Source organism: Pseudomonas sp. PGPPP4 (genome assembly GCF_002256045.1).
Lineage (GTDB): Bacteria > Pseudomonadota > Gammaproteobacteria > Pseudomonadales > Pseudomonadaceae > Chryseomonas > Chryseomonas oryzihabitans.
Genome location: NZ_NKID01000009.1, coordinates 154,182 through 180,793, shown reverse-complemented (window position 1 = coordinate 180,793; position 26,612 = coordinate 154,182). Strand labels below are relative to the sequence as shown.

At 67.9% G+C, this 26,612-nt stretch carries 24 protein-coding genes and 1 pseudogene; 11 read left to right on the top strand and 14 right to left on the bottom strand.

Annotation, left to right across the window (positions count from 1 at the left end):
- Positions 1 to 61 precede the first annotated feature (61 nt).
- Positions 62 to 2,257, top strand: a complete 2,196-nt coding sequence (locus tag CFE50_RS17035) for a patatin-like phospholipase family protein (RefSeq protein WP_286735206.1) — start codon at positions 62 to 64, stop codon at positions 2,255 to 2,257.
- Here the strand turns inward: CFE50_RS17035 and CFE50_RS17030 are convergent, their stop codons facing one another.
- From CFE50_RS17030 to recQ, 3 genes are all read right to left on the bottom strand, one after another.
- Complete coding sequence (locus CFE50_RS17030) at positions 2,258 to 4,456, bottom strand: FimV/HubP family polar landmark protein (protein WP_286735204.1); 2,199 nt, start codon at positions 4,454 to 4,456, stop codon at positions 2,258 to 2,260.
- Positions 4,457 to 4,699: 243 nt separating this feature from the next.
- Positions 4,700 to 5,137 (bottom strand): MarR family transcriptional regulator, encoded by a 438-nt coding sequence (locus CFE50_RS17025; RefSeq protein ID WP_007162293.1) that lies wholly within the window; start codon positions 5,135 to 5,137, stop codon positions 4,700 to 4,702.
- A 73-nt stretch (positions 5,138 to 5,210) separates the two neighbouring features.
- Positions 5,211 to 7,349: a DNA helicase RecQ gene (recQ, locus tag CFE50_RS17020; protein ID WP_241808996.1), complete on the bottom strand. Its 2,139-nt coding sequence runs from the start codon at positions 7,347 to 7,349 to the stop codon at positions 5,211 to 5,213.
- A gap of 162 nt (positions 7,350 to 7,511) precedes the next feature.
- Between recQ and CFE50_RS17015 the strand changes: the two genes are divergently transcribed.
- Together CFE50_RS17015 and CFE50_RS17010 are read left to right on the top strand one after the other, a co-directional pair.
- Positions 7,512 to 8,096 (top strand): UPF0149 family protein, encoded by a 585-nt coding sequence (locus tag CFE50_RS17015; RefSeq protein WP_007162291.1) that lies wholly within the window; start codon positions 7,512 to 7,514, stop codon positions 8,094 to 8,096.
- Positions 8,097 to 8,099: 3 nt separating this feature from the next.
- The gene (locus CFE50_RS17010) at positions 8,100 to 8,498 is read left to right on the top strand and encodes a YbaN family protein (protein WP_007162290.1); all 399 of its coding nucleotides are present in this window, start codon (positions 8,100 to 8,102) and stop codon (positions 8,496 to 8,498) included.
- 70 nt (positions 8,499 to 8,568) lie between these two features.
- Here the strand turns inward: CFE50_RS17010 and CFE50_RS17005 are convergent, their stop codons facing one another.
- The 5 genes and pseudogenes from CFE50_RS17005 to CFE50_RS16990 form a co-directional block, all read right to left on the bottom strand.
- Positions 8,569 to 8,745, bottom strand: a complete 177-nt coding sequence (locus CFE50_RS17005; RefSeq protein WP_187979140.1) for a hypothetical protein — start codon at positions 8,743 to 8,745, stop codon at positions 8,569 to 8,571.
- A gap of 57 nt (positions 8,746 to 8,802) precedes the next feature.
- On the bottom strand, positions 8,803 to 9,414 hold the full coding sequence (locus tag CFE50_RS17000; RefSeq protein ID WP_286735197.1) for a tRNA-uridine aminocarboxypropyltransferase: 612 nt from the start codon (positions 9,412 to 9,414) through the stop codon (positions 8,803 to 8,805).
- A gap of 61 nt (positions 9,415 to 9,475) precedes the next feature.
- Positions 9,476 to 10,618 carry a methyl-accepting chemotaxis protein gene (locus CFE50_RS16995; RefSeq protein WP_502694711.1) on the bottom strand — a complete coding sequence of 381 codons (1,143 nt, stop codon included), beginning with the start codon at positions 10,616 to 10,618 and terminating at the stop codon, positions 9,476 to 9,478.
- Between the two features lie 93 nt (positions 10,619 to 10,711).
- A pseudogene (locus CFE50_RS22885) lies at positions 10,712 to 11,041 on the bottom strand (PAS domain-containing protein); the annotation flags it as partial.
- A gap of 247 nt (positions 11,042 to 11,288) precedes the next feature.
- Positions 11,289 to 12,551, bottom strand: coding sequence for a cytochrome P450 (locus tag CFE50_RS16990; RefSeq protein WP_286735193.1), 1,263 nt, complete (start codon positions 12,549 to 12,551; stop codon positions 11,289 to 11,291).
- Between the two features lie 201 nt (positions 12,552 to 12,752).
- On the opposite strand from CFE50_RS16990, the gene CFE50_RS16985 reads away from it, so the two are divergent.
- Positions 12,753 to 13,406: a DUF2238 domain-containing protein gene (locus CFE50_RS16985; protein WP_286735190.1), complete on the top strand. Its 654-nt coding sequence runs from the start codon at positions 12,753 to 12,755 to the stop codon at positions 13,404 to 13,406.
- On the opposite strand, the gene CFE50_RS16980 is transcribed toward CFE50_RS16985, so the two are convergent.
- Entirely contained in the window at positions 13,403 to 15,100 is a 1,698-nt protein-coding gene (locus CFE50_RS16980; protein WP_286735189.1) for a dihydroxyacetone kinase family protein, read from the bottom strand. The two genes, CFE50_RS16985 and CFE50_RS16980, sit on opposite strands and share 4 nt — an antisense overlap.
- 211 nt (positions 15,101 to 15,311) lie before the next feature.
- On the opposite strand from CFE50_RS16980, the gene msrP reads away from it, so the two are divergent.
- Entirely contained in the window at positions 15,312 to 16,322 is a 1,011-nt protein-coding gene (gene msrP, locus CFE50_RS16975) for a protein-methionine-sulfoxide reductase catalytic subunit MsrP (RefSeq protein WP_144946547.1), read from the top strand.
- On the top strand, positions 16,322 to 16,933 hold the full coding sequence (gene msrQ, locus CFE50_RS16970) for a protein-methionine-sulfoxide reductase heme-binding subunit MsrQ (RefSeq protein WP_286735184.1): 612 nt from the start codon (positions 16,322 to 16,324) through the stop codon (positions 16,931 to 16,933). Before msrP ends, msrQ begins: the two co-directional genes overlap by 1 nt.
- Positions 16,934 to 17,097: 164 nt before the next feature.
- Here msrQ and CFE50_RS16965 read toward each other — a convergent pair whose 3' ends face one another.
- Positions 17,098 to 17,697, bottom strand: a complete 600-nt coding sequence (locus tag CFE50_RS16965) for an START domain-containing protein (RefSeq protein ID WP_007162268.1) — start codon at positions 17,695 to 17,697, stop codon at positions 17,098 to 17,100.
- Positions 17,698 to 17,747: 50 nt separating this feature from the next.
- Complete coding sequence (locus CFE50_RS16960; protein ID WP_027597778.1) at positions 17,748 to 18,002, bottom strand: YkgJ family cysteine cluster protein; 255 nt, start codon at positions 18,000 to 18,002, stop codon at positions 17,748 to 17,750.
- Between the two features lie 185 nt (positions 18,003 to 18,187).
- Here CFE50_RS16960 and CFE50_RS16955 point away from each other — a divergent pair, with 185 nt between their 5' ends.
- Both CFE50_RS16955 and ppnP read left to right on the top strand, forming a co-directional pair.
- Positions 18,188 to 18,739, top strand: a complete 552-nt coding sequence (locus CFE50_RS16955) for a 3'-5' exonuclease (protein ID WP_027601166.1) — start codon at positions 18,188 to 18,190, stop codon at positions 18,737 to 18,739.
- Between the two features lie 82 nt (positions 18,740 to 18,821).
- A complete protein-coding gene (gene ppnP, locus CFE50_RS16950; RefSeq protein WP_027597776.1) occupies positions 18,822 to 19,103 on the top strand; it encodes a pyrimidine/purine nucleoside phosphorylase in 282 nt (93 codons plus the stop codon).
- 110 nt (positions 19,104 to 19,213) lie between these two features.
- On the opposite strand, the gene pdxB is transcribed toward ppnP, so the two are convergent.
- Positions 19,214 to 20,377, bottom strand: coding sequence for a 4-phosphoerythronate dehydrogenase PdxB (gene pdxB, locus CFE50_RS16945; protein ID WP_278388551.1), 1,164 nt, complete (start codon positions 20,375 to 20,377; stop codon positions 19,214 to 19,216).
- A gap of 130 nt (positions 20,378 to 20,507) precedes the next feature.
- Between pdxB and CFE50_RS16940 the strand changes: the two genes are divergently transcribed.
- From CFE50_RS16940 to CFE50_RS16930, 3 genes are all read left to right on the top strand, one after another.
- The gene (locus CFE50_RS16940) at positions 20,508 to 21,869 is read left to right on the top strand and encodes an MATE family efflux transporter (protein ID WP_044342320.1); all 1,362 of its coding nucleotides are present in this window, start codon (positions 20,508 to 20,510) and stop codon (positions 21,867 to 21,869) included.
- 93 nt (positions 21,870 to 21,962) lie between these two features.
- Positions 21,963 to 24,116 carry a mechanosensitive ion channel family protein gene (locus CFE50_RS16935; RefSeq protein WP_042136369.1) on the top strand — a complete coding sequence of 718 codons (2,154 nt, stop codon included), beginning with the start codon at positions 21,963 to 21,965 and terminating at the stop codon, positions 24,114 to 24,116.
- A gap of 88 nt (positions 24,117 to 24,204) precedes the next feature.
- Positions 24,205 to 24,855, top strand: coding sequence for an SGNH/GDSL hydrolase family protein (locus CFE50_RS16930; protein WP_286735174.1), 651 nt, complete (start codon positions 24,205 to 24,207; stop codon positions 24,853 to 24,855).
- 302 nt (positions 24,856 to 25,157) lie between these two features.
- Here the strand turns inward: CFE50_RS16930 and tusA are convergent, their stop codons facing one another.
- Both tusA and rlmM read right to left on the bottom strand, forming a co-directional pair.
- Positions 25,158 to 25,397 (bottom strand): sulfurtransferase TusA, encoded by a 240-nt coding sequence (gene tusA / locus CFE50_RS16925; protein WP_027597771.1) that lies wholly within the window; start codon positions 25,395 to 25,397, stop codon positions 25,158 to 25,160.
- A 56-nt stretch (positions 25,398 to 25,453) separates the two neighbouring features.
- Positions 25,454 to 26,515, bottom strand: a complete 1,062-nt coding sequence (rlmM, locus tag CFE50_RS16920) for a 23S rRNA (cytidine(2498)-2'-O)-methyltransferase RlmM (protein WP_286735169.1) — start codon at positions 26,513 to 26,515, stop codon at positions 25,454 to 25,456.
- Positions 26,516 to 26,612 lie beyond the last annotated feature (97 nt).

The window sequence follows — 26,612 nt, the reverse complement described above, 5'->3', positions numbered from 1 at the left end:
GCAAGGCCTGGGCTCCCTATAATACGCAGCCCCCGATCCCGTCCGCCATGTGGTCCGTCCTATGCGCCTGCTGCCCGTAGTCTGCCTTCTGCTGTCCACCCTGGCCTGGGGTGCGCCACCGCCCAAGGTGGGACTGGTGCTGTCCGGCGGCGCCGCCAGGGGGCTGGCGCACATCGGCGTGCTCAAGGCGTTGGAGGAACAGGGCATCCAGGTCGACGCCATCGCCGGCACCAGCATGGGCGCGGTGATCGGTGGTCTCTATGCCGCCGGCTACAGCGCCGAGGAACTGGAACGCATCGCGCTGGACATGGATTGGGGCCAGGTGCTCTCCGACCAGCCGCCACGCAAGGACGTGCCCTTCAGGCGCAAGCAGGACGACCGCGATTTCCTGGTCAAGCAGAAGCTCAGCTTTCGCGACGATGGCACCCTGGGCCTGCCGATCGGGGTGATCCAGGGGCAGAACCTGGGGATGATGCTGGAAAAGTTGTTTGTGCATACCAGCGACACCCGGGATTTCAACCAGTTGGCCATCCTCTTCCGTGCCGTGGCCACGGACATCACCACCGGCGAGAAGGTGGTGTTGGATCATGGCCACCTGCCCCGGGCCATTCGCGCCAGCATGTCGATTCCGGCGGTGTTCGCCCCGGTGGAGATCGACGGCCGGCTGCTGGTGGACGGCGGCATGGTCGACAACATCCCCATCGACGTGGCGCGGGACATGGGCGCGCAGCGGGTGGTGGTGGTCGACATCGGCACCCCGCTGCTCAAGCGCAAGGACCTGACTACGGTGCTGGACGTGCTCAATCAGTCCACCACCCTGATGACCCGCAACAACTCCCAGGCGCAACTGGCGACCCTGGGCAAGCAGGACCTGCTGATCCAGCCGCCTTTGGCCAGCTATAGCAGCGCCGACTTCAGCGAGGTCAAGGCGCTGATCGATGCGGGCTACCGGGCGACGATGGCCATGGCCGGCGAGCTCGCGGTGCTGCGCAAGGACGCGAAGAACGAACGCACTACCGCGGTGGCAGCCGCGCGCGCACCTAGCAGCCGCACCCCGGTCATCGACGCCATCCGCATCGAAAACGATTCCAAGGTCGAGGACGAGGTCATCCGCCACTACATCCGCCAGCGCCTGGGCGAACCGCTCAATGTTGAACGCCTGCAGGACGACATGAGCACCCTCTATGGCCTGGACTACTTCGACCAGGTGGAATACCGCATCCGCCGGGATGGCCCCGGCGACAACGTGCTGGTGATCTACGCCCGCGGCAAGCGCAGCGGCACGGACTTCCTGCGGCTGGGCCTGAATCTGTCGGATGACCTGCGGGGCGACAGCGCCTTCAACTTCGGTGCCAGCTATCGCATCAACGGCCTCAATCGCCTGGGCGGCGAATGGCTGACGCGGGTGCAGATCGGCGATCACCAGGAGCTCTACAGCGAGTTCTACCAGCCGCTGGACGTCGGCTCACGCTATTTCATCGCACCCTATATCGGCGGCGAGGCACGCAACATCGAACAGCTGGAACGCAACGACCCCATCGCCGAATACCGCCGCGAACGCTATGGCTTCGGCCTGAACGTGGGGCGGCAGATCGGCAACAAGGCCGAGATACGCCTGGGCATCGGCCACGACTGGGGCAGCACCAAGGTGCACGTCGGCCCGCGCGAGACACCCGAGGAGTCCTTTACCGAAGGCTTCTACGAATTGCGCTATTCGCTGGACGATCTGGACGACGTGAACTTCCCGCGGGAGGGCCAGGACCTGGCCTTGACGCTCAAGCAATTCGACCCGAGCCTGGGTTCGGATTCACGCTACCGTCAGCTGGACCTGCACCTGAACAAGGCGCTCAGCTACGGCTACAACACCTTCGTGCTGGGGGGCGGTCTGGGCCGCACCCTGTCGACCGACAGCGACACCAATGTGGTGACCAGCAGCTTCCTGCTGGGTGGAGCCTGGCAGCTCTCGGGCTATCGGCAGGACGCCCTGTCCGGGCAGAACTACGGCCTGGCGCGACTGATCTACTACCACCAGCTCACACAACGCTCGCTGTTTCCGCTGGACACCCCGGTGTACCTGGGTGGCAGCCTGGAGCAGGGGCGGATCTGGAACCGCGACGACGACTACGACAGCGGCAACATCAGCGCGGCCAGCCTGTTCCTCGGCCTGGATACGCCACTGGGGCCGCTCAAGTTCACCTATGGTCTGAGCGACCAGGGCGAGCACGCCTTCTACATCAACCTGGGCAACAGCTTCTGATCAGGCGATGCGGGACAGCAGGATCTCGGCTCGCTCGCGCTGACTGTCGCTGCCTTCGCTGACGATCTCCTGCAGCAATGAGGTCGCATGCTGGACGTCGCCCTGGTCGAGACAGGCCTCGGCCTCGGCGAACCGCCGGGCGATGGTGTCGGCCATGAAGTGCTCGTCGAGACTCAGGTCCAGCTCCATGACCGCCGGCAATTCCCCCAGGCCTTCGGGGAAGTCGTCCTCGAGGCTGACCTCCAGGGCATCGACCTGCTTCCACCCGGAATCCGCATCCAGTTCCTCGGTCAGGGCAATGGCCTCATCGAGACTGAGGTCGGCCAGATCCAGGTCATAGTGCTCCTCGGTCACCGGGGCGGGCGCTGCCGGCTCGGTGAATTGCAATTCCGCCGACCACTCGCTGGCCGGCGCGTCGAACGCCGGCAGGTCGAGATCCAGATCATCTTCCAGCAGCGGGTCCACCGGATCGGCGGACATCCCGGGAAACTGGGCATGCAGCACTGCCAGGCTCGCCGCCACGCCACCCAGCGCGAGAAAGCGCTGTTCGTGCTGCCGGAACGCCTGGGCCTCGCCCAAGGTGGCCAGCACCCGGAGCAGCAACAGCCGCAGATCCTGACGCCGATCGTCTTCGGCGAGGCCGCTTTCCAACACTTCTCGCGCCTGGCCGTAGCGGCCATAGGCAATGTAGATCTCCGCCCGACCGGCATGATCGTCGACCGGCGCCGGACTGGCGACGGCCGCGGGCCTGGCCTTGGCGAGCGCCGGCTGGGTAGCGGCCAGAACGGGCTCGGGCAGGGGCTCCGCCCTGTCGAGCTGCTCGACCTCTTCCTCCACGTCGATAACAGCCTCTTCGGCCTGCCGTCGACGCCACCAGAGCACTCCGGCCAGGGCCAGCATGGCCGCGGCGCCAGCCAGCAACAGCGAGCGCAGGGACAGCAGGCCTTCGTCGGCGCTGGCGGACGTGGAACTCGCAACGGGTGCCGCCTGCGGCGCCGGCGTTGCCGGTGCTGCGGGGGTGGCCACCGGCGTCGGCGCGGCCAGGGCCACCGAGCGCGCCTGCTTCAATTGCTGCTGCAGACCGTCACGGTCCTGCTGGAGCTGTTCGATCATCGCCTCTTTCTGCGCCAGCAGCGCGTCGTAGCGCTCCTGCAGCTGGGTGAGCTGACCCTCCAGATCGCCGACCTGCCGACCCAGGTCCTGGGTCACCAGCAGCGGCTTGGTGTCCTCGGCAGGGCTTCCCGCGGGCTGCGGCGCCGTTGCAGGTGGCGCCGCCCCTTCGCTTGCCGGTGCTGGCGCCGCGACGGGCGCTGGAGCGGCTGCCGGGGCCGCGGGTGCAGGTGCCAGTACCGGCGCGGCTGCGACCGGTGCCGCGGGCACCGGGCTGGGCGCCGGCGATGGAACGGTCTTGGCCACCCCGGGTTGCCGCGGCGCAGGCTCGCTGACACCCACCGGCAGCCGCAGGCGCTGCCCCGCCTTGAGTCGTCCGGGATCGTTGTTGGCGAAGGACGCCGGATTGAGCGCGAACAGATCGGCCATGAGCTGCTCGGCCGATCGATTGGCCATGGGCCCCAGGCGCTTGGCAATGCTCCAGAGGGTGTCCTTGGGACGCGTCTGGTAGACGCCTTCCCCGGCGGCCAGATCCGGCGAGGGTGCCAGCCCCTGGCGCGGCGCCGAAACGGTCTGCTGAGCCACAGACCCCGTGGCGGGGACTGCAGCGGCGGCGCGCGCGGGTGCAGCCTGGACCCGCACCGGCGCCGTACTGGCGACGCTGGTAGGGGCGCCGCCGCTGCGCGGGGGATCCACCAGCAGGGTGAATTCGCGCAGCTGCTTGCCGCCTGGCTGTTCCAGCTGGACGATGAAGCCGAGATAGGGCTCGACCAGCGAGCGGCGCGAGGTAACCTCGATGTAGCTGCCGGCCGCGGTGCGCAGGTGCGGGGTGAATACCAGGTCGTCGAGGAACTGGGTGCGATCCACGCCAGCCTGGGCGAACGCCTCGTTCGCCGCCAGGTGGATGCGGAAGTCCCCGGCATCGGCATCGCCGATGTTGACCAGCTCGATCCGCGCGCGCAGGGGCTCGTTCAGAGCGGACTGCAGGGTGATGCCCCCCAGGCCGAGCGCGAACGCCGCTTGAGGAAGAGTGGTCAGCGCGGCGGCCGACAGGATGACAAAGGCAAGGGGACGGCGTTTCGCGACCATGGATACCGCTGCGTCAGGTATTCGAGTAAACCGGTGTTTTAGCGCGGTGGCTCACAAAAATCGCCTCCGCTACGCTGGAACGTAGCATCGATACCGACAGACGGCAAACCGATGGTCGCCCGCGCCGAAAAGCCCGCCGCGAAGGCGACTGGGCGCGATAGGCGATCCCAGACGCCTCGGCCGAAGCAGGCGTCGACGGCAGGGGGGGGCGCTACCCGCGAGGGGCGAGCCGCCAGACGGCAGTCAACCGCGTTCGAGATTGGCCAGGACGCGCTGGTGCACCTGCTGGCAGATGGCGATCTCTTCGTCGTCCAGGCCGCTGAGCAGCTCCTTGCGCAGAGCTTCGGCGATGGTCTCGATCTTCTCGATCAGCGGACCGGCCTCCTGGGTCAGCATGATGCGCTTGGCACGCCGGTCTTCGGTGACAGCCAGGCGCTTGACCAGCCCCTGCTTTTCCAGGCCGTCCAGCAGCCGTGCCAGGGTCGGCCCCTCGATGCTGATGCTCTGGGCGAGCTCACGCTGGGTGGGCTGGACGCCCTTCATCCGCGCCAGGTTCAGCAAGACCTGCCAACGCGCCTGAGACAGCCCCAGATGACTCAGGCGCCGGTCGAGTTCGGCGCGCCAGGCACGGGAGACGTGGAAGATCTGGCGGCCAAACAGGTGTGGATCGGTAGGGGTCATTCAGGCTAAACCTTGTACTTGGATTTTCTCATTATTCTGGTTACAGGCATGGCGGGGCAACCGCCGCGCCTCGCTAGTCCGCCAATTCCGCCTGCAAGGCCGCCCGCACACAGTAGAGCGCACCGCTCGCCACCCGCCCTTCGAAGCGCGCGGCGACCTGGGCTACCGGCGGCAATTCGCCCTCGTCCTCGAGGAAGGCATCCTGGATTTCCGCCAGCAGATCCTCCGGCAGGTCCAGGGCCTGTTCCAGGGCGATCTGCTGCCCGGCGATGGCCTCGGCCAAGAGTGCATAGACATTCTTTTCCGAGCAATTGAGCTGGCGCGCCGCCTGCTCGGGCGTCATCCCGGCGCGTACCAGGGTCAGCACCTCGTGGCGCACATCGGCGACCGGCGCTGGCGCGGCGTCTCCGTCGTTCAGGGCGTCGAGAAAGGCCTGGCCATAGCGCTCCAGCTTGCGCGCGCCCACGCCGCTGACCCGGCTCATCTCGTCCAGCGAGCGCGGCTGGCTGCGCAGCATCTCCAGCAGGGTAGCGTCGGGGAAGATCACATAGGGCGGCACCGAGTGCTCTTCGGCCAGCTTGCGTCTCAGGGTGCGCAAGACCTCCCAGCGTTCGCGTTCGTCGGCGCGCACCAGCTGGCTGGCGGCGCTGGCCGAACCGCTGCCACTGCCGCCCCGACCACGCTGCGGCTTGGGATCGCGGCGCAATTCGATGCGCACTTCGCCCCGCAGCAGGGGGCGGCAGCTTTCGGTCAGGCGCAGGCCGCCGAAGCCGTCGACATCCACCTCGGCCAGGCCGCGGGCGACCAGCTGTCGGAACAGGGTGCGCCACTCGTCCTCACCGCGCGCCTTGCCCAGGCCGAACACGGCCAGGCGCTGATGGCCAAGGCTCACGATCTTTTCGGTTTCCCGCCCGAGCAGGATGTCCACCAGGTGCCCTACCCCATAGCGTTGACCGCTGCGGTAGATGGCCGACAGCGCCTGGCGCGCAGGCTCGGTGGCGTCCCAGGTCTCCACGGTGTCGATGCAGTTGTCGCAATGACCGCAGGGCTGGGGCAGGTGCTCGTCGAAGTAGGCCAGCAGCACCTGGCGCCGGCAGCGGGTTTCCTCGCACAGCGCCAGCATGGCCTCGAGCTTGTGCCGCTCGATGCGCTTGTGGCGCTCGTCGCCCTCGGAATTCTGCATCATCTGCCGCAGCAGCAGCACGTCCTGCAGGCCATAGGCCATCCAGGCGTCGGCGGGCAGGCCATCGCGACCGGCACGCCCGGTTTCCTGGTAGTAGGCTTCCAGGCTCTTGGGCAGATCGAGGTGGGCGACGAAGCGCACATTGGGTTTGTCGATGCCCATGCCGAAGGCGATGGTGGCGACCATGATCAGCCCTTCCTCGTTGAGGAAACGCTTCTGGTTGGCGGCGCGCACGTCATTGGGCAGGCCGGCGTGATAGGGCAAGGCCGGAAAACCCTGGTTGCTGAGCTGCTCGGCCACCTCCTCCACCTTCTTGCGCGACATGCAGTAGACGATGCCGGCATCGCCGCGACGCTCGGCCAGAAAGGCCAGCAGCTGCTTGCGTGGCGCCTCCTTGGGCACGATGCGATAGAAGATGTTGGGGCGGTCGAAGCTGGAGAGAAAGCGTTCGGCCTGCTCCAGGTGCAGGCGGCTGGCCATCTCTTCGCGGGTACGGGAATCCGCGGTGGCGGTGAGCGCCAGGCGCGGCACGCCGGGAAAGTGTTCGGCCAGCTGACCGAGCTGCATGTATTCCGGGCGGAAGTCATGGCCCCACTGGGACACGCAGTGGGCTTCGTCGATGGCGAACAGGGCGATCGGCAGGCGCTTGAGGAAGTCCAGCATGCGCGGCTGGACCAGGCGCTCGGGCGCGAGATAGAGCAGCTTGATCTCGCCGCGCTCCAGCTGCGCGGCGACGGCTCTCTGCTGCTCGCCGGTCATGGTGGAGTTAAGCGCCGTCGCCGACACGCCCAGTTCCAGCAGGGTGGCGACCTGGTCGTCCATCAGCGCGATCAGCGGCGAGACCACCACGGCCACGCCGGGCCGCAGCAGGGCCGGCACCTGGTAGCACAGGGACTTACCGCCGCCCGTGGGCATCAGCACCAGCGCATCGCCACCGCTGGCCACGCGCTCGATGATCCGGGCCTGGTTGCCACGGAACGCGTCGTAGCCAAAGACGTCTTTAAGGATGCGCAGCGCAGGTTCTGACATGAAGCCTCCTCGAATGGAACGGCCATTATACGGATGCCGAGGTCGCTGCGGCGGTGCTTTTCCGTCGGCCGGCGCCGGGCCGTCAGGTTCGACGTGACCGGGGCGCTCGTCTACAATTCCGGCCGTTCTGCCCTTTCGAATCCTTTCCGAGGTAAGTAGCCGATGTCCTTCGCCGAACAATTGACCCGTCTGCGCGATTTTCTCGATGCAGACGATCTGCACGAAGAAGCGCTCGACTACGTAGCCGCCCATGGCTACCTGACCGCCCTGTCCATCTGCCCGGAAGAGGTTCCCGAACGCGAGTGGATCGACGCCCTCTTCGCCGAGCCACCGCAGTATCGCGATGCCGCCCAGCAGGAAGAGATCGAGCGCTCCCTGGTGCAGCTCAAGGCGCATATTCTGCGCGTGCTGGGCAGTGACGAAGAACTGGATCTGCCCTGCGACCTGGATCTCGGCCCCGAGCCGGACGACTCCGAGTTGCGCGGCTGGTGCATCGGCTTCATGGAAGGCGTGTTCCTGCGCGAAGCCGTGTGGTTCGAAGACGCCGAAGACGAGGTCAGCGAGCTGCTGCTGCCGATCATGGTGGGTTCGGGTCTGTTCGACGAACAGCCGGAGTTCTCCGAGATCGCCCAGGACCGTCGCCTGGTCGCCGACATGATGGTGCAGATCCCGGAATTGCTGACCCAGCTGTTCCTGCTCTGCCATTCCCCCGAAGAAAAGCCGGCGCTGCTCAAGCCGCGTCACTGAGGGATGGACGAGGCCACCCCCAGACCCCGCCAGCGCAAGGGCTGGGTCCGCTACCTGCTGCTGGGCCTCGGCTGGCTCAGCGTGGCCCTGGGCATCATCGGCGCCTTTCTGCCCTTGCTGCCCACCACGCCCTTCCTGCTCCTGGCCGCGGCCTGCTTCATGCGCAGTTCGGAGCGCTTCTATCTGTGGCTGATCAACCACAAATGGCTGGGGCCCTGGGTCAAGCCCTATCTGGAAGGCGAAGGCATCCCGCTCAAGGGCAAGGTCTACGCCATCGTCGCCATGTGGATCAGCGTGGGCTTTTCCTGCTGGCTGGTGCCCTACGTCTGGGCACGGGTGGCGGCCTTCACCAGCTGCGCGGCGGTGACGGTCTATTTGCTCCGGCAGAAGACCCGGCGCTAGCCGCGCGAGCGGCATGAAAAAAGGGCGATCAGAGATGATCGCCCTTTTTTCATGGGAGACGCAGCGGTGCTCAGGCGGCTCTGGCCATGGGGGTGGGCGGTGCCTGGTCGGGAACGGTGGGCTCGCCCGGCTCGCTTGGCTGGATGGGTGCCGGATCAGGCTGATCGGGCTCGCCGCCGGCACGGGGCATGGCAAGGGCGACAAAGCGGGAGAAAGCGTCGAGCTGGCGGATCGGAAAGCGGGACATGGGGTGACTCCTCTGCTGACTCTCTAGGTAGAGTGGTCCGGCACCCGGGTAATTCCCTCAGTCGCGCGGCTCTGCCCCGCCATGATTGCGTGCAAAGGTTTCCGGACCCATGGCGGCGATCTGGCCATCGATCAGTGCCTCGAACGGCGCCAGCAGGGCATCGAAGCGGCGCGGCGCCTCCAGCGCATTCAACGCCGCGACCACGGCCTCCACGGTCGACAGCGCATCCGGCGCCGGGGCCTTGCGCACCCGGTAGCGCGAGGGCGCGCCAGGCGGCAGGGTGAGCCTGGGCAGGGCCGCCAGCAGCGGATTGGCATGCAGCAGCAAGCGCGCCTTGCGCCAGGTGCCGTCGGGAATCACCAGCAGCCGAGGTGCTGCGGTCACGGCCGCAGGCGGCAACAGGTCGACCGTGATCGCCTCGGGGCCGGGAAACAGCAGCCAGGCGTCATGATCGGCGAGCCAGAGTGGCAGCTCGGGAAAGGTCTCGCCAATCTCCAGCTGCGCATTGTCGAGCCCCAAGGCGGCCAGGCGCGCCGTGTTGAGCGGATGGCGTCGCTCGCTGGGATGCTGCAGCAACAGCACCTGGGTGCGATTGGCCAGGGCTGGGATCAGCGCGCACAGGCAGAGCGACAGGGGACGCTGGCAGCGTGCGCAGGCAGGACGGGACATCAGGGATTCCGGAGCGAATCGGGGCGGCGATCATACCGGATCGCCGCCGCCCTGCTCCGCCCTAGCGATTGAAGCGCGCGGTGAGATCGTGCAGGTAGTCGGCCATGCCTTCCAGTTCGCGACTCAGTTCCGAGCCGCGACGGGCCTGGGCCGAGCTGTGGTCGGAGAGATCGGCGATACGACTGATCTGGCGATTGATGTCCTCGGACACGTGACTCTGCTCTTCCACCGCGGTGGCCATCTGCTGGCTCATGGCAGTGATGAGGCTGACCGAGGCGCTGATGCCTTCCAGGGATTCACGTACCGCCGCCGAATGGCGTTCGCTCTGGCGCGAGGTCTCTTCGCCACGACTGGCGGTGGCCACGGCGCGGTCGGCGTTGGCCTGCAGGTTGGCGATGATTTGGTGGATCTGTTCGGTGGATTCGCGGGTGCGCGAGGCCAGCGAGCGGACCTCGTCCGCCACCACGGCGAAACCACGGCCAGCCTCGCCGGCGCGAGCAGCCTCGATGGCAGCGTTGAGCGCCAGCAGGTTGGTCTGTTCGGCGATGGCGGTGATGACGTCGGCGACGCTGCCGATGCTCTGGGTCGAATTGGCCAGCTCGCCCACCGCCTGACCGATGTCGCTGACCGCGGTACCGAGTTCGCGCATGGAGGTCAGGCTTTCTTCGGCCTTGTCCCGCCCGGAGTGCACCAGGCTCTCGGCATTGGCGGCGGCCTGGGCGGTCTCCTGGACGTTTTGCGAGACCTCGTGGATGGTCGAGGTCATCTGGGTGATGGCGGCGGCGGACTGGTCGGTCTCGTGGCGTTGCTGATCCAGCAGTTCGGCCTCGGACTGGGCCAGCTGGGAGGATTCGCGGGCCTTGAGGCGCACGCTGTCGCCGACATCGGCCAGGCGGGTCAAGGCCGTCTGCAGCCGCGCGGCTTCGCTGTGCAGCGCCAGGTCCAGGCGCGCCGGGGCGCCGCACTGGTCGCTGTAGGTCGGAGCAACCACGGCACTGGAAAACATCTTCGGATGATCGGCGAGGATGCGCTCGATGCTGGCGCGTTGGCGATACAGCTGGTGGCCACTGATACCCAGCAGGGCCGCGACGATGAGGACCCCCTGGGTCGTGTCGTCGAGCAGGAAGTGGCCGCTCAGGATCACCCCGGTGGCCGCCACCGTCGACCAGCAGGCGGCGATGGCGCTGCCCAGGCGGCGCGTCATGGGCACGGGGGCCTTGCCGGCATTGATGCGGGCATAGAGTTCGCCGGCGCGACGGACTTCGCTGGCGCTGGGCAGCGAGCGCACGGATTCGTAACCGATCACCCGGCCCTGCTCGAGGATCGGGGTGACGTAGGCGCTGACCCAGTAGAAGTCGCCGTTCTTGCAGCGATTCTTGACGATGCCCATCCACGGCTTGCCTTCCTTGAGGGTCGCCCACATGTGGCCGAACACCGGCGGCGGCATGTCGGGATGACGCACCAGATTGTGCGGACTGCCGATCAGCTCCTCTCGGGTATAGCCACTGATGGCGATGAAGGCCTCGTTGCAGTAGGTGATGTTCCCCTGCAGGTCAGTGGTGGAGATGAGTCGTTCTTCTTCCTTGAAGGTACGGCCTTGCTGGGTGACCGGCAAATTCGTGCGCATGCGGGTGCCTTATCTAGCGGGTTATCTACTCCGTGCGACATCAACCAGTTCAATGGTGGCCAACTGCCGTCACAGGCGCCGACGGTAACCACTTGGTTATCGTCATACTAACTATCGGCATGTAGCATCTAGGCTTTAAGGATGCGCTGAAATGTTTTGATAAACGGTTCGCTTTGTCGCCCAGGTGACGTATCTCTGGAAAAGAAGACTCGCTTGGCAGGTCCTTTTGCGTCCATTAGAGGTAGATCTAACTGACCGAACTGCGCGTCCGCTGTACCGCCTGAACCTCGCTCAGGATCAGGCCGCTGGCCGGGCGCATCGGCATCCGGGCCAGATCGATGCGTAGGTCCTGGGTCGGTATCTGGTAGGTCATGTCCTGCAGCAGCAGGCGCAGGGCGGAGGTCATGAGTTCCAGGGCGATGCCCTCGCCTGGACAGCGGTGGTGGTGGGCGACCTCACCGCCGCCCTGGGGTACGAAGGCCGCCTCGGGTGCCTGTTCCGTGAGAAAGCGCGTGGGATCGAACACCTCGGGACGGTCCCAGCTGCGCGGATCACGATTGGTGCCATAGAGATCCAGCAAGACCCGCGTGCCGCGGGGAAAGGCGACGCCGTGCCATTCGAAGCTCTCCCGCACCCGTGCCACGGTGAAGGGAAAGAAGGCATAGAAGCGTCGTACCTCCTGGACGAAGGGCACCCGGGCGGCAGGATCGGCTCTCAGCCGTTCGCGCCAGGCCGGTTGCTTGTACAGCGCCAGGGCGGCGAAGGTGGAAAAGCGTGCCACGGCCACCGTCGGCCGCAAAACATTGAGCAGCTCCACCGCGGCCACTCGCGGCGACAGCGGCTGACCATCCGCTTCCCGGTGCTGCGCGATCAGCGCCAGGGCACTGCCGGCAGGCGCCGGCTGCTGGCGGGCCTGCTCGACCTGGCGACCGAGCCAGAACTCCAGCCGCTGCCGTGCGCGACGGGCGCCCAGGTTGCCCAGACCCAGGCATCCACCGCCCTCGATCAGGGCGACCAGCTCGGCACAGCGCTGCCCTTCCTCCTCTCTGGCAAGGGCGACACCCGCCCAGTCGCAGACCGCGCGGGTATAGAGGCGATGCAATTCGTCCAGCAGGACGATCTCCCCGCGGCGCTGCCAACTGGGCAGTCTGGCGCGCCACTCCTGTTCCACCCGGGTGATCAAGGCTTCCACCCGCGTCGATCGGGTGATGTCGACGAAGAGTGCCTTGCGCTGGCGATGGGCGGCGGCGTCCAGGCCCTGGACGCCGCCTTCGCCGAAGAGCGTCTTGCGCAGCGACCGCGGCGCGGCATCTACCCGCGTGAAACGTTCTTCGCGATAGAAGAGTTCCACCGCTGCCTGGCCACGCAGACAGAGGGTAGGCTGCAGCAATAGCCGGGTGGCGAAGACATCGCTATCCAGACGATCGCAGCGATTGCTGATGAAGGCATAGCCTTCGCGCAACAGCGCCAGGCTCGAATCGAAGGCCGGAAGCTTGGGCAGGATGGACATCGGAGGGGCTCCAAGATAACGGACAGACCTGCCCGTGGGACCGCCGGCAAGCGGCGCCGGTGCCTCCGTTGCGCTTGCGGTTTTGACAGCGAGGCCGCGCCGATACCGGGCCGCTGCGCTCGAACGGCAACGCGCGAAGACCGGTCCATGCTGCAGGGATCACCGTCGCGGTGCTCCGCTTTAAGCACAAGGCGCTGCTGTTTGAACATCACCCGCTGCTCTCGCCTGCAAGTTGCCCTGCTGCTGATGCTGGCGCTACTGACCCTGACGCTTGGCTGGGCACCCGTCGATCGCCTGACCTGGATGATCGAGCAGCTGCTGGTGGTCGCTGCGCTGGTGAGCGTCGCCCTGGTGCAGCGGCGCTTGCAGCTGTCGGCCAGCGCCAGTCTGCAACTCTGCGGCTTTCTGGTGCTGCACCAGGTCGGCGCCCACTACACCTATTCCCGGGTGCCCTACGACGAGGCCTGGCAGGCCCTGACCGGCGTTCGCCTGGACGAGGCGCTGGGCCTGAAGCGCAATCACTACGACCGGCTGGTGCATTTCGCCTATGGCCTGCTGCTGGCGCGCCCCGTTCGCGAGGTGGTCCAGGGCCTGAGCGGTCTGCGCGGCTGGCGGAGCGCCTATGTGGCCCTGGAATTCGTGCTGGCCTCTTCGGCCGGCTACGAACTGATGGAGTGGCTGGGCGCCGACCTGCTGGCAAAAGATGCCGGGGAGGCCTTCGTCGGCGCCCAGGGCGATCCCTGGGATGCACAAAAGGACATGGCCCTGGCCTTTCTCGGCGCCCTGCTCTCCCTTGGTTGCCGCCATGGCTGGCCCGGACGCCGCAGGACTAGTCAGGGCCCTGGCTCGGCCTAGCGGGTGATCACGGGTTCCAGGGCTTCCAGCCAGCAGACCACCGCCACGGCGCCGCCATCCGGAATGCCGCGGGCGCGCTCGCCCAGGTAGCTGGCGCGGCCCTGGGCCGGCAGCATCCCGGCGGTGGCCTCGGCGCCCTCGCGGGCGGCGGCGAGGGCCGCGGCAAAGGCCTGCGCCGGGCTGGTACCCGCCTGGGCACCGGCCAGCAGGGCATCCGCGGCCGGGCGCAAGGCATCGAGCATGGTGCGCTGGCCTGGCTGGGCGCCACCCAGTTCGGCCAGGGCCTGGACGCCGCCATCCAGGGCCTGGGCCCATTGGGCCAGCGTGGGTTGCGCCACCCCGTCCAGCACCTGGGCGGCGCGGACCAGAGCGCAGGCGTAGAAGGGTCCGGAGCTCCCGCCAATGGCCCGGCGCAGCGCCTGACCAGTGGCGGCCAGGGCGCTGGCCGGGGTGTACCAGGCGCTGGCCGGCAAGGCGCGCATGGCTTCGGCGCCCCGGGCCAGGCTGGTACCCAGGTCGCCATCGCCGGCGCGACTGTCCAGATCGGTGAGGCGGGCTTCGTTGGCCAGCAGGCTGGCGATGACGGCATCTGCCGCCGCCTGCAGCCGCGCGGCCAGGGGACCGGGGGTGCGAGGGATCGTTTCGGCTGCCGCCACGGGTGCGGGCAACAGGGTGGGCGCCGCCGGGACCCGGCCGTCACCCGGCCAGGCCCGCGCCTGAGTCGGCGCATCGAGCAGCGCCAGGCGCGCTTCATCCACCGGCAGCAGCGACAGCGAACAGCCGGGCATGTCCAGGGCGCTGAGGAAGGTACCGGTCCAGGCGCGCTCCACCACCAGACCGCGCTGGCGCAGCTGACTCACTGCCGCCCGCGCCACCAGGGCGAGTTCCAGCGGCGGCGTCGCGCCCAGGCCATTGACCAGCAGCGCCAGGCGCGTGCCCTCTAGATAGCTGCCGTCTTCGATGAGGGTATCCAGCAGCCGCGCCACGGTGGCGTCGGCGCCCAGCCGGGGGCCGCGCTCGACGCCCTGCTCGCCATGGATGCCGAGGCCCCATTCCACCTCGTCGTCCGCCAGCTGGAAACCCGGATGCCCCACCGCCGGCACCGTACAGGCGCCCAGGGCCACGCCCATGCTGCGCAACCCGGCGCTCGCGGCGCGAGCCAGGGCGGCCACCTCGCCCAGGGGACGTCCGGCGGCGGCCGCCGCGCCCGCCAGTTTGTGGATCAGCACGGTGCCCGCGATGCCCCGGCGCCTTTCCGGCGCCACGGTGTGCCGCAGGGCCGCGTCGTCCGCCACCAGCACCGTCTCGACCGGAATGCCTTCGCTGCGCGCCAGTTCGGCGGCCAGGCCGAAGTTGAGGCGGTCGCCGGTGTAGTTCTTGACCACCAGCAGGGCGCCGGCAGGACCGGCCGCGGCCCGGATCGCGGCCAGCACGGCATCCACGCTCGGCGAGGTGAAGACGTCTCCCGCCACCGCCGCAGTCAGCATGCCCTCGCCGACATAGCCGGCATGGGCCGGTTCGTGGCCGCTGCCGCCGCCAGAAATCACCGCCACCGGGCGTTCGCCCGCTGCGGCCAGGGGCTGGCGCAGGATGACCTGCTCTTCGGCCAGCAGGGCCAGACCGGGATCCAGGCTGACGAGACCTTCGAGCAGTTCGCGAACCACCGTGGTGGGGCTATTGATCAGCTTCTTCATCGGGGACTCCTGAGGGCGAGAGGTCGCCGCAGTATGGCACGGGGTCCCGCGCCTGCCTGGCAGCGACCTGAACGGCCGGCTGACAGGCGCGCAACGGCCTTCCGCCGGACCGGGACGGCAGGCTATCGTTGACCCGGGAAGCTTTTCACGACCGGGATGTCTCACGCTGTTAGCCAGCCGCGCTCCTGCGCGCTCCCCGTCGAGGTCCGTCATGCCGATCAAGATCGTTCCACGCTCTGCCTGTCGTGGGTCGGAGATCACCCCCGAAGCCGTCTACCTGTCCCGGCGCCAGCTGCTCGGTGCCAGCGGCGCCCTGCTCGCTGGCGCCGCCCTGCCCGGCTGGGCGCTGGCCGCCGCGTCCAGCTACGGCGACGTCGAAGCCGCCAAGGGCCCGGACTGGTTCGAACGCAAGCTGCCGGATACCCGCTGGCAGGCGGCCACGGTCAAGGGCGAGGACATCACCCCCTTCAAGGACGCCACCCACTACAACAACTTCTATGAATTCGGCCCGGACAAGAGCGATCCCGCGGCCCATGCCGCGCAGTTGCCGACCCAGCCCTGGAGCGTGGTGGTCGATGGCGAGGTGGGCAAGCCCGGCACCTACGGCCTGGAAGACCTCTTCGGCCCGGATACCCTGGAAGAGCGCATCTACCGCATGAGGTGCGTCGAGGCCTGGTCCATGGTCATCCCCTGGCTGGGCTTCCCGCTGGCCAGCCTGCTCAAGCGCGTCGAGCCCACCGGCAAGGCGCGCTACGTGAGGTTCGAGACACTCAAGGATCCGCAGCACATGCCCGGCATGAATTCCAGCTTTGCCCTGCTGGACTGGCCCTATGTGGAAGGCCTGCGCCTGGATGAAGCCATGCATCCGCTGACGCTGATGACGGTGGGCATGTACGGGCGGGTGCTGCCCAACCAGAACGGGGCGCCCCTGCGCCTGATCGTGCCCTGGAAGTACGGCTTCAAGGGCATCAAGTCCATCGTCCGCATCAGCCTGGTGGAAGAGCAGCCACGCACCACCTGGCAGGGCATGGCGCCCAACGAATACGGCTTCTATGCCAACGTCAATCCGGAAGTGGATCACCCGCGCTGGAGCCAGGCCCGCGAACGGCGCCTGCCCAGCGGCCTGTTCAGCCCCAATGTGCGACCGACCCTGATGTTCAACGGCTATGGCGAGGAAGTGGCTTCGCTCTACAGCGGCATGGATCTGCGGAGAAACTATTGATGGGTGTACTGCTCTGGCGGGTGGCGGTGTTCGTCGCCGCGCTCTGCCCGCCGCTGTGGTGGCTGTACCAGGCCTGGATCTTCGCCCTCGGCCCGGACCCGGGCAAGGCCCTGGTGGACAAGCTGGGCACTGGCGCCCTGGTGCTGCTGTTACTGACCCTGAGTCTGACCCCGCTGTCGCGCCTCACCCGCTGGAAGCTCTGGCCGGTGATCCGCCGCCAGCTCGGGCTGTGGACCTTCACCTATGCCCTGCTGCACTTCCTCGGCTACCTGGCTTTCGTACTGGGCTTCGACCTGTCGCAGCTGGGCGTGGAGTTGCAGCGCCGACCCTACATCATCGTCGGGGCCGCGGCCCTGCTGATCCTGCTGGCCCTGGCCGTCACCTCCAATCGCCCGGCCATGCGCCGCCTGGGCAAGCGCTGGAAGGAGCTGCATCGGCTCGCCTACCTGGTGCTGGGCCTGGGGCTGCTGCACTACCTCTGGATCGTGCGTTCGGACCTGGAAGAGTGGGCGATCTACGCCGCCATCGGCGCCGCACTGCTGGCCTTCCGGCTGGTGGACGGCTGGCGTCGCAAGAGACGCAGCCAGACGGCCACCGCCCCTGCTCGCTGATTACCACCGTCGAGGCAGAGGGGTTCGCCCTTCACGCCTCAAAACCATAGGGGTGGTATTAAAACGCCTACCCAGGAATGCGGGTGGACCGCCACGGCTTGGCGCAGGGGAGGTATTGAACAGGCCTGGCGCCAGTGGCCAGGCCGTTGCCCTAGGGCGGTCGATCAGCGCTGCGCGGCCTGGCGCAGGCCCTTCAGGGTGTTGAGCGGGGCATCCACCACGAAGCTGTTGGCCAGCCAGGACGGCACGCTGCCACCCGGCTCGCTCTGGGCCTCGTAGGTCACTTCCGAACCGCCATTCTTCGGCACCACGCGCCACTGACCCTGGAAGCTGGCGACCCGTACGTAGCCGTCGGCGGCGGGACGATAGTCCGGCTGGCCTTCAAGGGTACGGGTAAAGCCGCCATCGGGGGTCTTCTGCTCGGTGATGTGCAGCACCACGTCACGGGCGGTCACCGGCCAGGGCATGTCGATGCGCATGTAGGTCCAGGCCTGGTTGTCCTGGCGCTTGAGCACCTGTAGCGACTGGCAGCGGAAGATCCACTTGCAGGAACCCACGGGGTCGTCCTGCAGCTTGGCGATGGTGGCCGGATCGGCCTTGATCTGGACCACGCCGCGGTAGGCCTTGTACTTGGAGCCGGCGACCGCACGGGTATAGACCTGGATGCCGTCTTCCTGCTTGGCGAGTTGCCAGTCCTCGGCCTGGGCCAGGCCGGTGGCTGCGAGCAGGGTCAGGGCGAGGATGGAGCGAAGCGGCTTGTGCATGGGACGTCCCTTGTTGTTGTGGTTGTCGGAGAGCGCAATTCAAAACCGGATCAGGCGGCGGTTTCACCTTCGAGGCGCAGCAGGATGGCCATGGCTTCGGCGCTGCTGGTGCCGCAGAACGCCAGCTCGGCCTGGAAGCCGCCGCACACCGCCGGGCGCAACGGCGAGCCGAACAGGTCGCAGCGGTTGGTGCTGTCCAGGTGGGCGCAGCGCACGCCGGAGGGCTTGCCCTGGGGCATGCGTGGCAGCGGTGAAGAGATCGACGGCGCGATGCAACAGGCGCCACAACCCGGACGGCACTCCATGGGTGAAACTCGCAGAGAAAGAGGTTTCAAGCTTAAGAGCAAGGCCGGGGCCTCACAAGCAAATCGTGACCAGATGTCGCTATCGAGTCATGAATGTAACATTCATTCGCACCTCGCCACGCAACCCCGCGGCCTTTCCACCGTCTTATCTGCGACGATCGAGGCGGCTCCCCGAGGGCGTGACGATGAAGCATTGGCTGGTGCTGGACCTGGAAGCGACCACCGACGAAGGCGGCTGGCCCCTGGAGTTGATGGAAATCATCGAGATCGGTGCGGTGATGGTGGACGCCGAGGGCCAGGAGCTCGGTCGCTATCAGAGTTTCGTCCAGCCCCGGCGGCTGCCGCTGCTGACGCCCTTCTGCCGCGACCTCACCCATATCAGCCAGGCCGACGTCGACGGCGCCGAGCCGCTGGAAGGTACCTGGCCGGCGTTCGAGGCCTGGCTGGGCGCCTACGAGACCACCCTCGCCGGCTGGTGCAGCTGGGGCGATTTCGACCGCCGCCTGCTGGAACGCGCCTGGCGCGAGCACGACCTGCATACCCACCTGGCCCGGGTGCCGCATCGCAATCTCAAGCAGGCCTTCGCCAAGGCGCGTGGCCTAGCGCGTCCGCTGGGACTCACCGCCGCCCTGGAATCGGCGGGTCTGGCCTTTACCGGGGTGCTGCACCGCGCCGAGACCGACGCGCGCAACACCGCCAAGCTGTTGCCCGCCAGCCTGCCGGCCTTCGCGCGCTAGCCTCGTCTGGAGCGGTGACAGTGAGCCTCGGCCTTGGGCATACTCGCCGACGGTCCCAACCGCTTTCGCACAAGGAAATCCGATGTTCAAGGTCAACGAATACTTCGACGGCACCGTCAAATCCATCGCCTTCAGCCTCAAGTCCAAGCCCGCCACCCTGGGCGTCATGGCCCCCGGCGAATACGAATTCGGCACCAGCCAGCTGGAAGTCATGCACGTAGTGGCCGGCGCCCTGACCGTCAAGCTGCCGGGCAGCGAGACCTGGGAAACCTTCGCCGCAGGTAGCCAGTTCACCGTGCCGGCCAATGCCAAGTTCCAGCTCAAGGTCGCGGAAGACACCGCCTACCTCTGCGAATACCACTGAGTCCGGGGGAGCCATGCGGCTCCCGCGCCCTGGGCTCCCGTCATTCGGCCGTTTGGGCCGGCTGGCGGGAGGCCGCCACCCCGCCTGAACGCTTGCCCCTCGCCTCGGTCCTAAGCGACACCGCCGCTTTCGGAGCCGTCGCCATGTCGCCAGCTGCAGCCCAGGGCCCTCGCCAGTCGAGCCACGCCCGCCCCTTCGAGCACCAGCCCCGGAATCTCCCGACGCATGGGATAGCCCTTGCGCAGGGCGTCGAACGCCTGGGCGCGCGCCACGGCCGGCAAGCCGAGGGTCGCGCGTAGCGCCGCATCGTCGTCACGCGGATCATAGACCGCGCGGCAGACCCGCCTGAAGACAGTCGCCTCGGGCGTATCCCCGCTGAACACCAGGCGCTCCAGCTGCTGAGGCGGCAACAGATCGCCCAGATTCAGCCGCGGTGTCTCCCCGCTCCAGGCGCAGAAGGCCTCGTAGATCTGCGCCGTGCCGCGCCATTTGCCTTCCAGGCTATGGCCGGCGATATGAGGCGTCACCAGCTGGCACAGGCGGGCCAGTTCAGGATCGATGCCCGGCTCGCCTTCCCAGACATCCAGCGCCACCCTGAGCTCGGCGCCACCGGCCAGATGCGTCCGCAGCGCGGCGTTATCGACCACCTCGCCCCGGCAGGCATTGAGCAGCCAGGTCCCCGGGCGCAGGCTGGCCAGGCGAGTGGCATCGAACAGGTGCAAGGTGCGCTGCTCGCCGTCCCGGATCAGCGGGGTATGCAGACAGAGCACGTCGCAGCGCTCGAGCAATTCGTCGAGGCTGTGGAAGTCCCCCCCCTCCGCGGCCTGGCGGGGCGGATCGCAGACCAGCACCGTCCAGCCCAATCCGCGCAGCACCTCGGCCAGGCGGCCACCGACCTGACCGGCGCCGACGATGCCATAGGTGCGCTGGGCCAGCTCGGCGCCGGCACCATCGGCCAGTGCCAGCAGGGCGCCGAGCACCCAGTCCACCACGCCGCGGGCATTGCAGCCTGGCGCATTGCTCCAGCGGATGCCGGCCTGGTCGAGATAGCCCAGGTCCAGGTGATCGGTGCCTATGGTGCAGGTGCCGACGAAGCCGACCCTGGACCCGGCCAGCAGCGCGGCGTCGACACGGGTGATGGAGCGCACCAGCAGCGCATCGGCGCGACCTACGGCGGCGCGATCAAAGGCGCGGCCGGGAAGGCGCTCGAGGGTGGCGTGGGGCCCGAAGAAGGCGTCCAGCAGCGGAATGTTTTCGTCGGCGAGAATGTGCATGCCTGGGCACTCGCAAGGGCGGGGACCGGCACTTTAGCAGGCCATCGGCGGCAGGCAACGGTCGCTGCGAGGGTTGCCACCCGGGCCATGAGGACTAGACTATCGGCCCCGAAGCTGACCGAACGATCAAGTGACCTCCTCCCTGCCCCGCATCAGACGTGAATTCGGCGCCCTGCTCTCCCTGGCCGCGCCCATCGTCATCGCCCAGCTCTCCCATTCGGCCATGGGCTTCGTCGACGCCGTCATGGCCGGCCGGGTCGGCCCGCTCGACCTCGCCGCCGTCGCCCTGGGCAACTCCGTGTGGATTCCGGTGTTCCTGCTGATGACCGGCATCCTGCTGGCGACCACCCCCAAGGTAGCCGAGCGCCACGGCGGCGGCCGCAGCCAGGAGATCGGTCCGCTGGTGCGCCAGGCGCTATGGCTGGCCCTGGGTTGTGGCCTCATCGCCAGCCTGCTGCTGCTCAACGCCCGCCCGCTGCTGGTGGCCATGCATGTCGACGCCCAGCTGATCGGGCCGACCCTGCTCTATCTCAAGGGCATCGCCATGGGCCTGCCCGCCACCGCCTTCTACTATGTACTGCGCTGCTTCAGCGACGGCCTCGGGCGTACCCGCCCGGCGATGCTGGTAGGGCTCGCCGGCCTGGCGCTGAACGTGCCGCTGAACTGGATCTTCATTTACGGCCACCTGGGCATGCCGGCGCTGGGCGGCGCCGGCTGCGGCTTCGCCTCGGGTACGGTGATGTGGGCGATGCTGCTGGCCATGCTGGCGATCATCCGCACCGAGCGCTATCGCGCCTGCGCCCTTTTCGCCCGCTTCGAGCGGCCCCATGGGCCGACGCTGCGCGCCCTGCTGGCCATCGGCGTGCCCATCGGCATCGCGATTTTCGCCGAATCCAGCATCTTTTCCGTGGTGGCCCTGCTGATCGGCGAGCTGGGACCGACCGTGGTCGCCGGGCACCAGGTGGCGCTCAACTTCTCCGGGCTGGTGTTCATGGTGCCCCTGGCGCTGGGCATGGCGGTGACGGTGCGGGTCGGTCAGGCGCTGGGGCGCGGCGAACCACGCGAGGCGCGCTTTTCCGCCGGGGTCGGCATGGCCGCCGGGCTGCTCTGCGCCTGCGTTTCCTGCACCCTGATGCTGACCGCGCGCACGGCGATCGCCGGGCTCTATTCCCAGGACCTGGCGGTGATCCAGCTGGCGGCCTCGCTGCTGGTATTCGCCGGCATCTTCCAGTTCTCCGATGCCATCCAGGTCACCGCCGCCGGCGCCCTGCGCGGTTACCAGGACACCCGCGCGACCATGATCATCACCCTGCTGGCCTACTGGGGCGTGGGCCTGCCGGTGGGCTGGGCACTGGGCCTGAGCGACTGGTTCGGTGCCCCACGGGGTCCGGCCGGCCTCTGGCAGGGGCTGGTGCTGGGCCTGACCTGCGCGGCCATCCTGCTGTCGGTGCGGCTGGCCCGCAGCGCCCGTCGACGCATCCACAGCGCCTAGCGCGCTGCCCTTGGTACACTGGCGCCCTCGCCCCGGCCGGCGGTCCTGCCGACCGGGACGGGCGTTTCCCTCTTTCGCGAGCGTGCGGCTTCGATGATCTTTCGCCTGCTACAACTCCTCTGCCTCTGCTTTCTGCTCATCGGCCCGGCTCAGGCCGCCCTGCCCGGACTGCCGGGCGCCCAGAAGGACCAGGTCGATCCGCAATTCGGCCAGTCCCTGGACCAGGTCATCAAGACCCTGGAGAGCGATCAGCAGCGCAATCGCCTGCTGGCGGATCTCAAGAAGCTGCAGGCGGCGCAGAACAAGGCCGAGCCCAGCGCCTCCCAGGGCGTGATCGGGCTGATCACCGATACCCTGACGGTGGTCGAGCAGCAGCTGCAACGCGACAACCTGCGCGAACGCTGGCAATACCAGCTGGACCAGGCCGGCGCCGAGCTGGCCGCCCTGGCGCCGGCGCCCGAACAGCGCCTCAACCTGCTCTCCGGCTTTGTCGTCACCCTGGCCTTCTGGGCCGGTTGCGCCCTGGGCCTGAAGACCATCAGCCATCGCCTGCGGGTGAGATTCGGACTGTCCGAGGAGTTGCCGCTCAGGCCGCGCACCCTGGACCTGGTCCGTTTCGCCCTGCGCAAGCTGGCGCCCTGGCTGCTGGCCTTCATCCTGACCCTGGTGGTGTCGCTGTGGCTGCCGGATTCGCTGGGCAAGACGGTGGCCGTCGCCCTGGCCTATGCCGCCGTCACCGGCCCGCTGTTCGCCGCTACCGTGGTGGTGATCTGCTCGCTGCCCAGCGGCGCCCATCGCAGTCGCGCCCTGCTGATCCTGCGCCGCCGCGCCTTCCGCCCGCTGTGGATCATCGGCAGCCTGGCGGCCCTGGGCGGCGCCGCCAGCGATCCGCACCTGGCCGAGACCCTGGGGCCACACCTGGCCGCGGTCATCGCCATCGGCGCCAACATCTGCGCGGCGCTGCTCACCGCCCAGTTCGCCCTGAGATTCCGCCGGCCCATCGCCCACCTGATCCGCAACCAGCCGCTGGCCAAGCGCCAGGCGCTGCACGGCCTGCAGGGCGTGCGTCACCTGATCGCCAGGCTCTGGCACCTGCCGCTGCTGATCCTGGTGGCGGTCTCGGTGGTGGCCACCTTCGTCTCCGCCGGCGATACCAGCGACGCCCTGCGCCGAGCCCTGCTGTTCGCCGTGACCATGGGCGCCGCCCTCGGGCTCAACGCCCTGGTGCGGGCGCGATTGCTGCGCCGGCGGCCGCACGGCCGCATCCAGGAAGCCTATGCCGAACGGCTGCGCGCCTTCTTCGTGCTGGTGCTGGGCATCGCCATCTGGCTGGTGGGCATCGAGCTGGCCCTGCGCGCCTGGAATCTCTCGCTGCTCAGATTCAGCCAGGGTGACGGCCATGCGGTCGCCAGCAAGTTCTTCGGCCTGGGTGGCACCCTGCTGCTGGCCTGGCTGGTGTGGATCCTGGCCGACACCGCCATCCACCGCGGCCTCAACCTGCACCGCGTCAGCCCGAACAACGCCCGCGCCCAGACCATGTTGCCGCTGATCCGCAACGTGCTGTTCCTGACCATCTTCGTCATCGCCCTGATCGTCGCCCTGGCCAACATGGGCGTGAACGTCACCCCGCTGCTGGCCGGTGCCGGCGTCATCGGCCTGGCGGTGGGCTTCGGCGCCCAGAGCCTGGTGGCAGACCTCATCACCGGGCTGTTCATCATCATCGAGGACTCCCTGGCCATCGGCGACTACGTCGACGTCGGCAACCATCTGGGCACCGTCGAGGGCCTGACCATCCGCACCGTGCGGCTGAGGGACATAGACGGCATCGTCCACACCATCCCCTTCAGCGAGATCAAGAGCATCCAGAACTACTCGCGGCAATTCGGCTACGCCATCTTCCGCCTGCCGATTCCCCAGGCGCTGTCGGTGGACAAGGCCATCGAGATGGTTCAGGAGGTCGGCCGCTCGTTGCGCCAGGATCCGCTGATGGGGCGGGACATCTGGTCGCCGCTGGAACTGCAGGGGGTGGAAAGCTTCGATTCCGGCATGGCGATCCTGAGATTCCGCTTCAAGACCGCGCCGATCAAGCAGTGGGAGGTGTCGCGGGCCTTCAACCTCAGGCTCAAGCGCTACCTGGACGACGCCGGCATCGAACTGGCGTCGCCGCGCATGAACGTGCGTTACGAGGTGGGTGGCTCGCCACTGGATCAGGCGACGCGGGGCGGCCAGGCGCCGAGCGAGGGCTGACCCGGCGGCGCTGGCACGACCGCCGGCCCTCGCGATCGGCGGGATTAGCTTCTAGGGTGAGGACGACCTGTCCCGACGAGGCTTTCCCATGCCCTTGCGTACCCTGCTCTGCTATGGCGACTCCAACACCCACGGCACCCGCCCCCTGACCCAGCCCGGCGTCCTCGAACGCTTCGGCTGGGACGAGCGCTGGCCCGGCGTCCTGGCCCGCGGGCTGGGCGCCGACTGGCGGGTGATCGAGGAAGGCCTGCCCGCCCGCACCACGGTGCACGACGATCCCATCGACGGCCATCACAAGAATGGCCTGAGCTATCTCCGGCCCTGCCTGGAGAGCCAGCTGCCGGTGGACGTCCTGCTGCTGATGCTGGGCACCAACGACCTCAAGGCGCGGCTGTCGGTGACCCCGGCGGACATCGCCAGCGCCCTGCAGGTGCTGCTGGAAGAGATCAAGCGTTGCAACGCCGGACCGGACGGCGCCACGCCCAGGCTCATCGTCATGGCGCCGGCGCCCATCGAGGAAGTGGGCTTTCTCGGCGAGATCTTCGCCGGCGGTGCGGCCAAGTCCCGCGAGTTGGCCGCACGTTATCGCCAGGTGGCCGAGGCCCAGGGCGCGGCCTTCGTCGATGCGGGCGAGATCATTCAGGTGAGTCCGGTGGACGGCGTGCATTTCGAGGCGGACCAGCATCGCCGGCTGGGGGAGCATCTGGTGGGGGTGGTCAGAGGCCTGGGTGTTGCCTGACCGTAGAGCGTAGGGTGGACAACGGCGCAGCCTTGTCCACGGGTTCGGGGGTATACAGTGGAAAACGCTGCGCGGTTTTCCACGCTACGGGTCGCTTGGCATCGGCCTGTTGGGCTTCGACGATGAAGCCGTCTGAACCCAACCTACGGCTGACTCCCTCTGTAGGAGCGGCCCATGGCCGCGATAAGAGATTAGGCCCTGGCTCGAAGTGACGAGATGAGCCCGCTTTATCGCAGCCACGGCGGTCCGCCGATGCGCCGCTGCTACAGGTACTCGACGGGCTGCGGAGCGGTGCCTTTGCCTCACTCCACCTTCTTGCGAATCCAGTACAGATAACGCCCTTCCCCTTCGCTCTTTTCCACCAGTTCATGGCCGAGGAACACGCAGAACTTGGGGATGTCGCGCTGGGTGGAAGGGTCGGTGGCGATGACCTTGAGCAGGGCGCCGGGGGCGATGTCGCGCACCTTGTTGTGCAGCATCATCACCGGCTCCGGGCAGTTCAGCCCGCTGGCGTCGAGGGTGGCATCGGCTTCGAGGGTCATGGGGTCTCCAGGGATAGAACGGTTACAGCGATCTGCATTCAGAGCCTGACGGCGGCCTAGGGTTTCCGATCCAGCCGGCGCAAGTGACAGGTCACTTCCTCGCGGTCGTGGTAGAGCTGCTTGCAGCCGATGGTGACGCGCTGGCCGCGACCGGCGAAATGCGCGTGCAGCCGCTCGAGGATGCCGGCCACTTCGCGATAGCGCTGCTTCATCGGCAGCTTGAGATTGACCACCGCCTCGCGGCAATGCCCCTCGCCGATCCAGCGCTCGATCAGCGCCGCGGTGCGCGCGGGCTTCTCGACGATGTCGCAGACCATCCAGTCCACCGGGTGCTTGGGCACGAAGGCGTAGCCGTCGACCTGCAGGTGCTCGACGAGGCCGGTGTCCATCAGCGCCTCGTTCATGGGGCCATTATCCACCGCCGTCACCAGCATCTCGCGGGCCACCAGTTGCCAGGTCCAGCCACCCGGGGCGGCGCCCAGATCGACGGCGCGCATGTCGGACGACAGCCGCGTCTCCCAGTCGGCACGGGGAATGAAGTGGTGCCAGGCCTCTTCCAGCTTGAGGGTCGAGCGACTGGGGGCTTCGCGCGGGAATCTCAGCCGTGGGATGCCCATGGGCCAGAGCGCGGCGTTGTTCGGCTCGACCAGGCCGACGAAGACCTCGCGCCCGCTGAGAAAGGTCAGCTGCAGGCGTGGCGCCCGGGCATCGTCCACCAGGCGGCCGGCTTTGCGCAGCGCCAGGGTCAGGGGGCGTTCGAATTTCTTGCAGAAGGTGGAGAGCGCCTTGCCGTCGTTGGTGTCGGGCATCTCCAGGGCCAGGCTGCCGCAGACGGGATAGCTGGCCAGCAGCTCCAGCAGCGGCCCGATGCGATCCTGCTCGGGCAGGCTGAGAAAGGCGCCACGCGACCACTGGCGTGGAAAGATCAGCTCGGCGAAGCTCAGCTGCTGCATCAGCCGCGTCGCGTCCGCCGCATCGCCACAGACGAATTCGGCATAGGCGGCACCCGGCTTGCCCTTGGCGTAGCCGGCCACGCCAAGCAGCGCCGCCCGTTCGCCGAGCTCGGCGCAGACCTCGCCTTCGAATCCGGTACGGCACAGCAGCAACAGGGTATTCACGACAGGGCTTCCTCAAGGGGTCACGCAGGGCGCGCACTATACCCCAGCGCGCCCACTGGGGAACGCCGGCGGCGCCTATCGGTCCAGTACTACACCT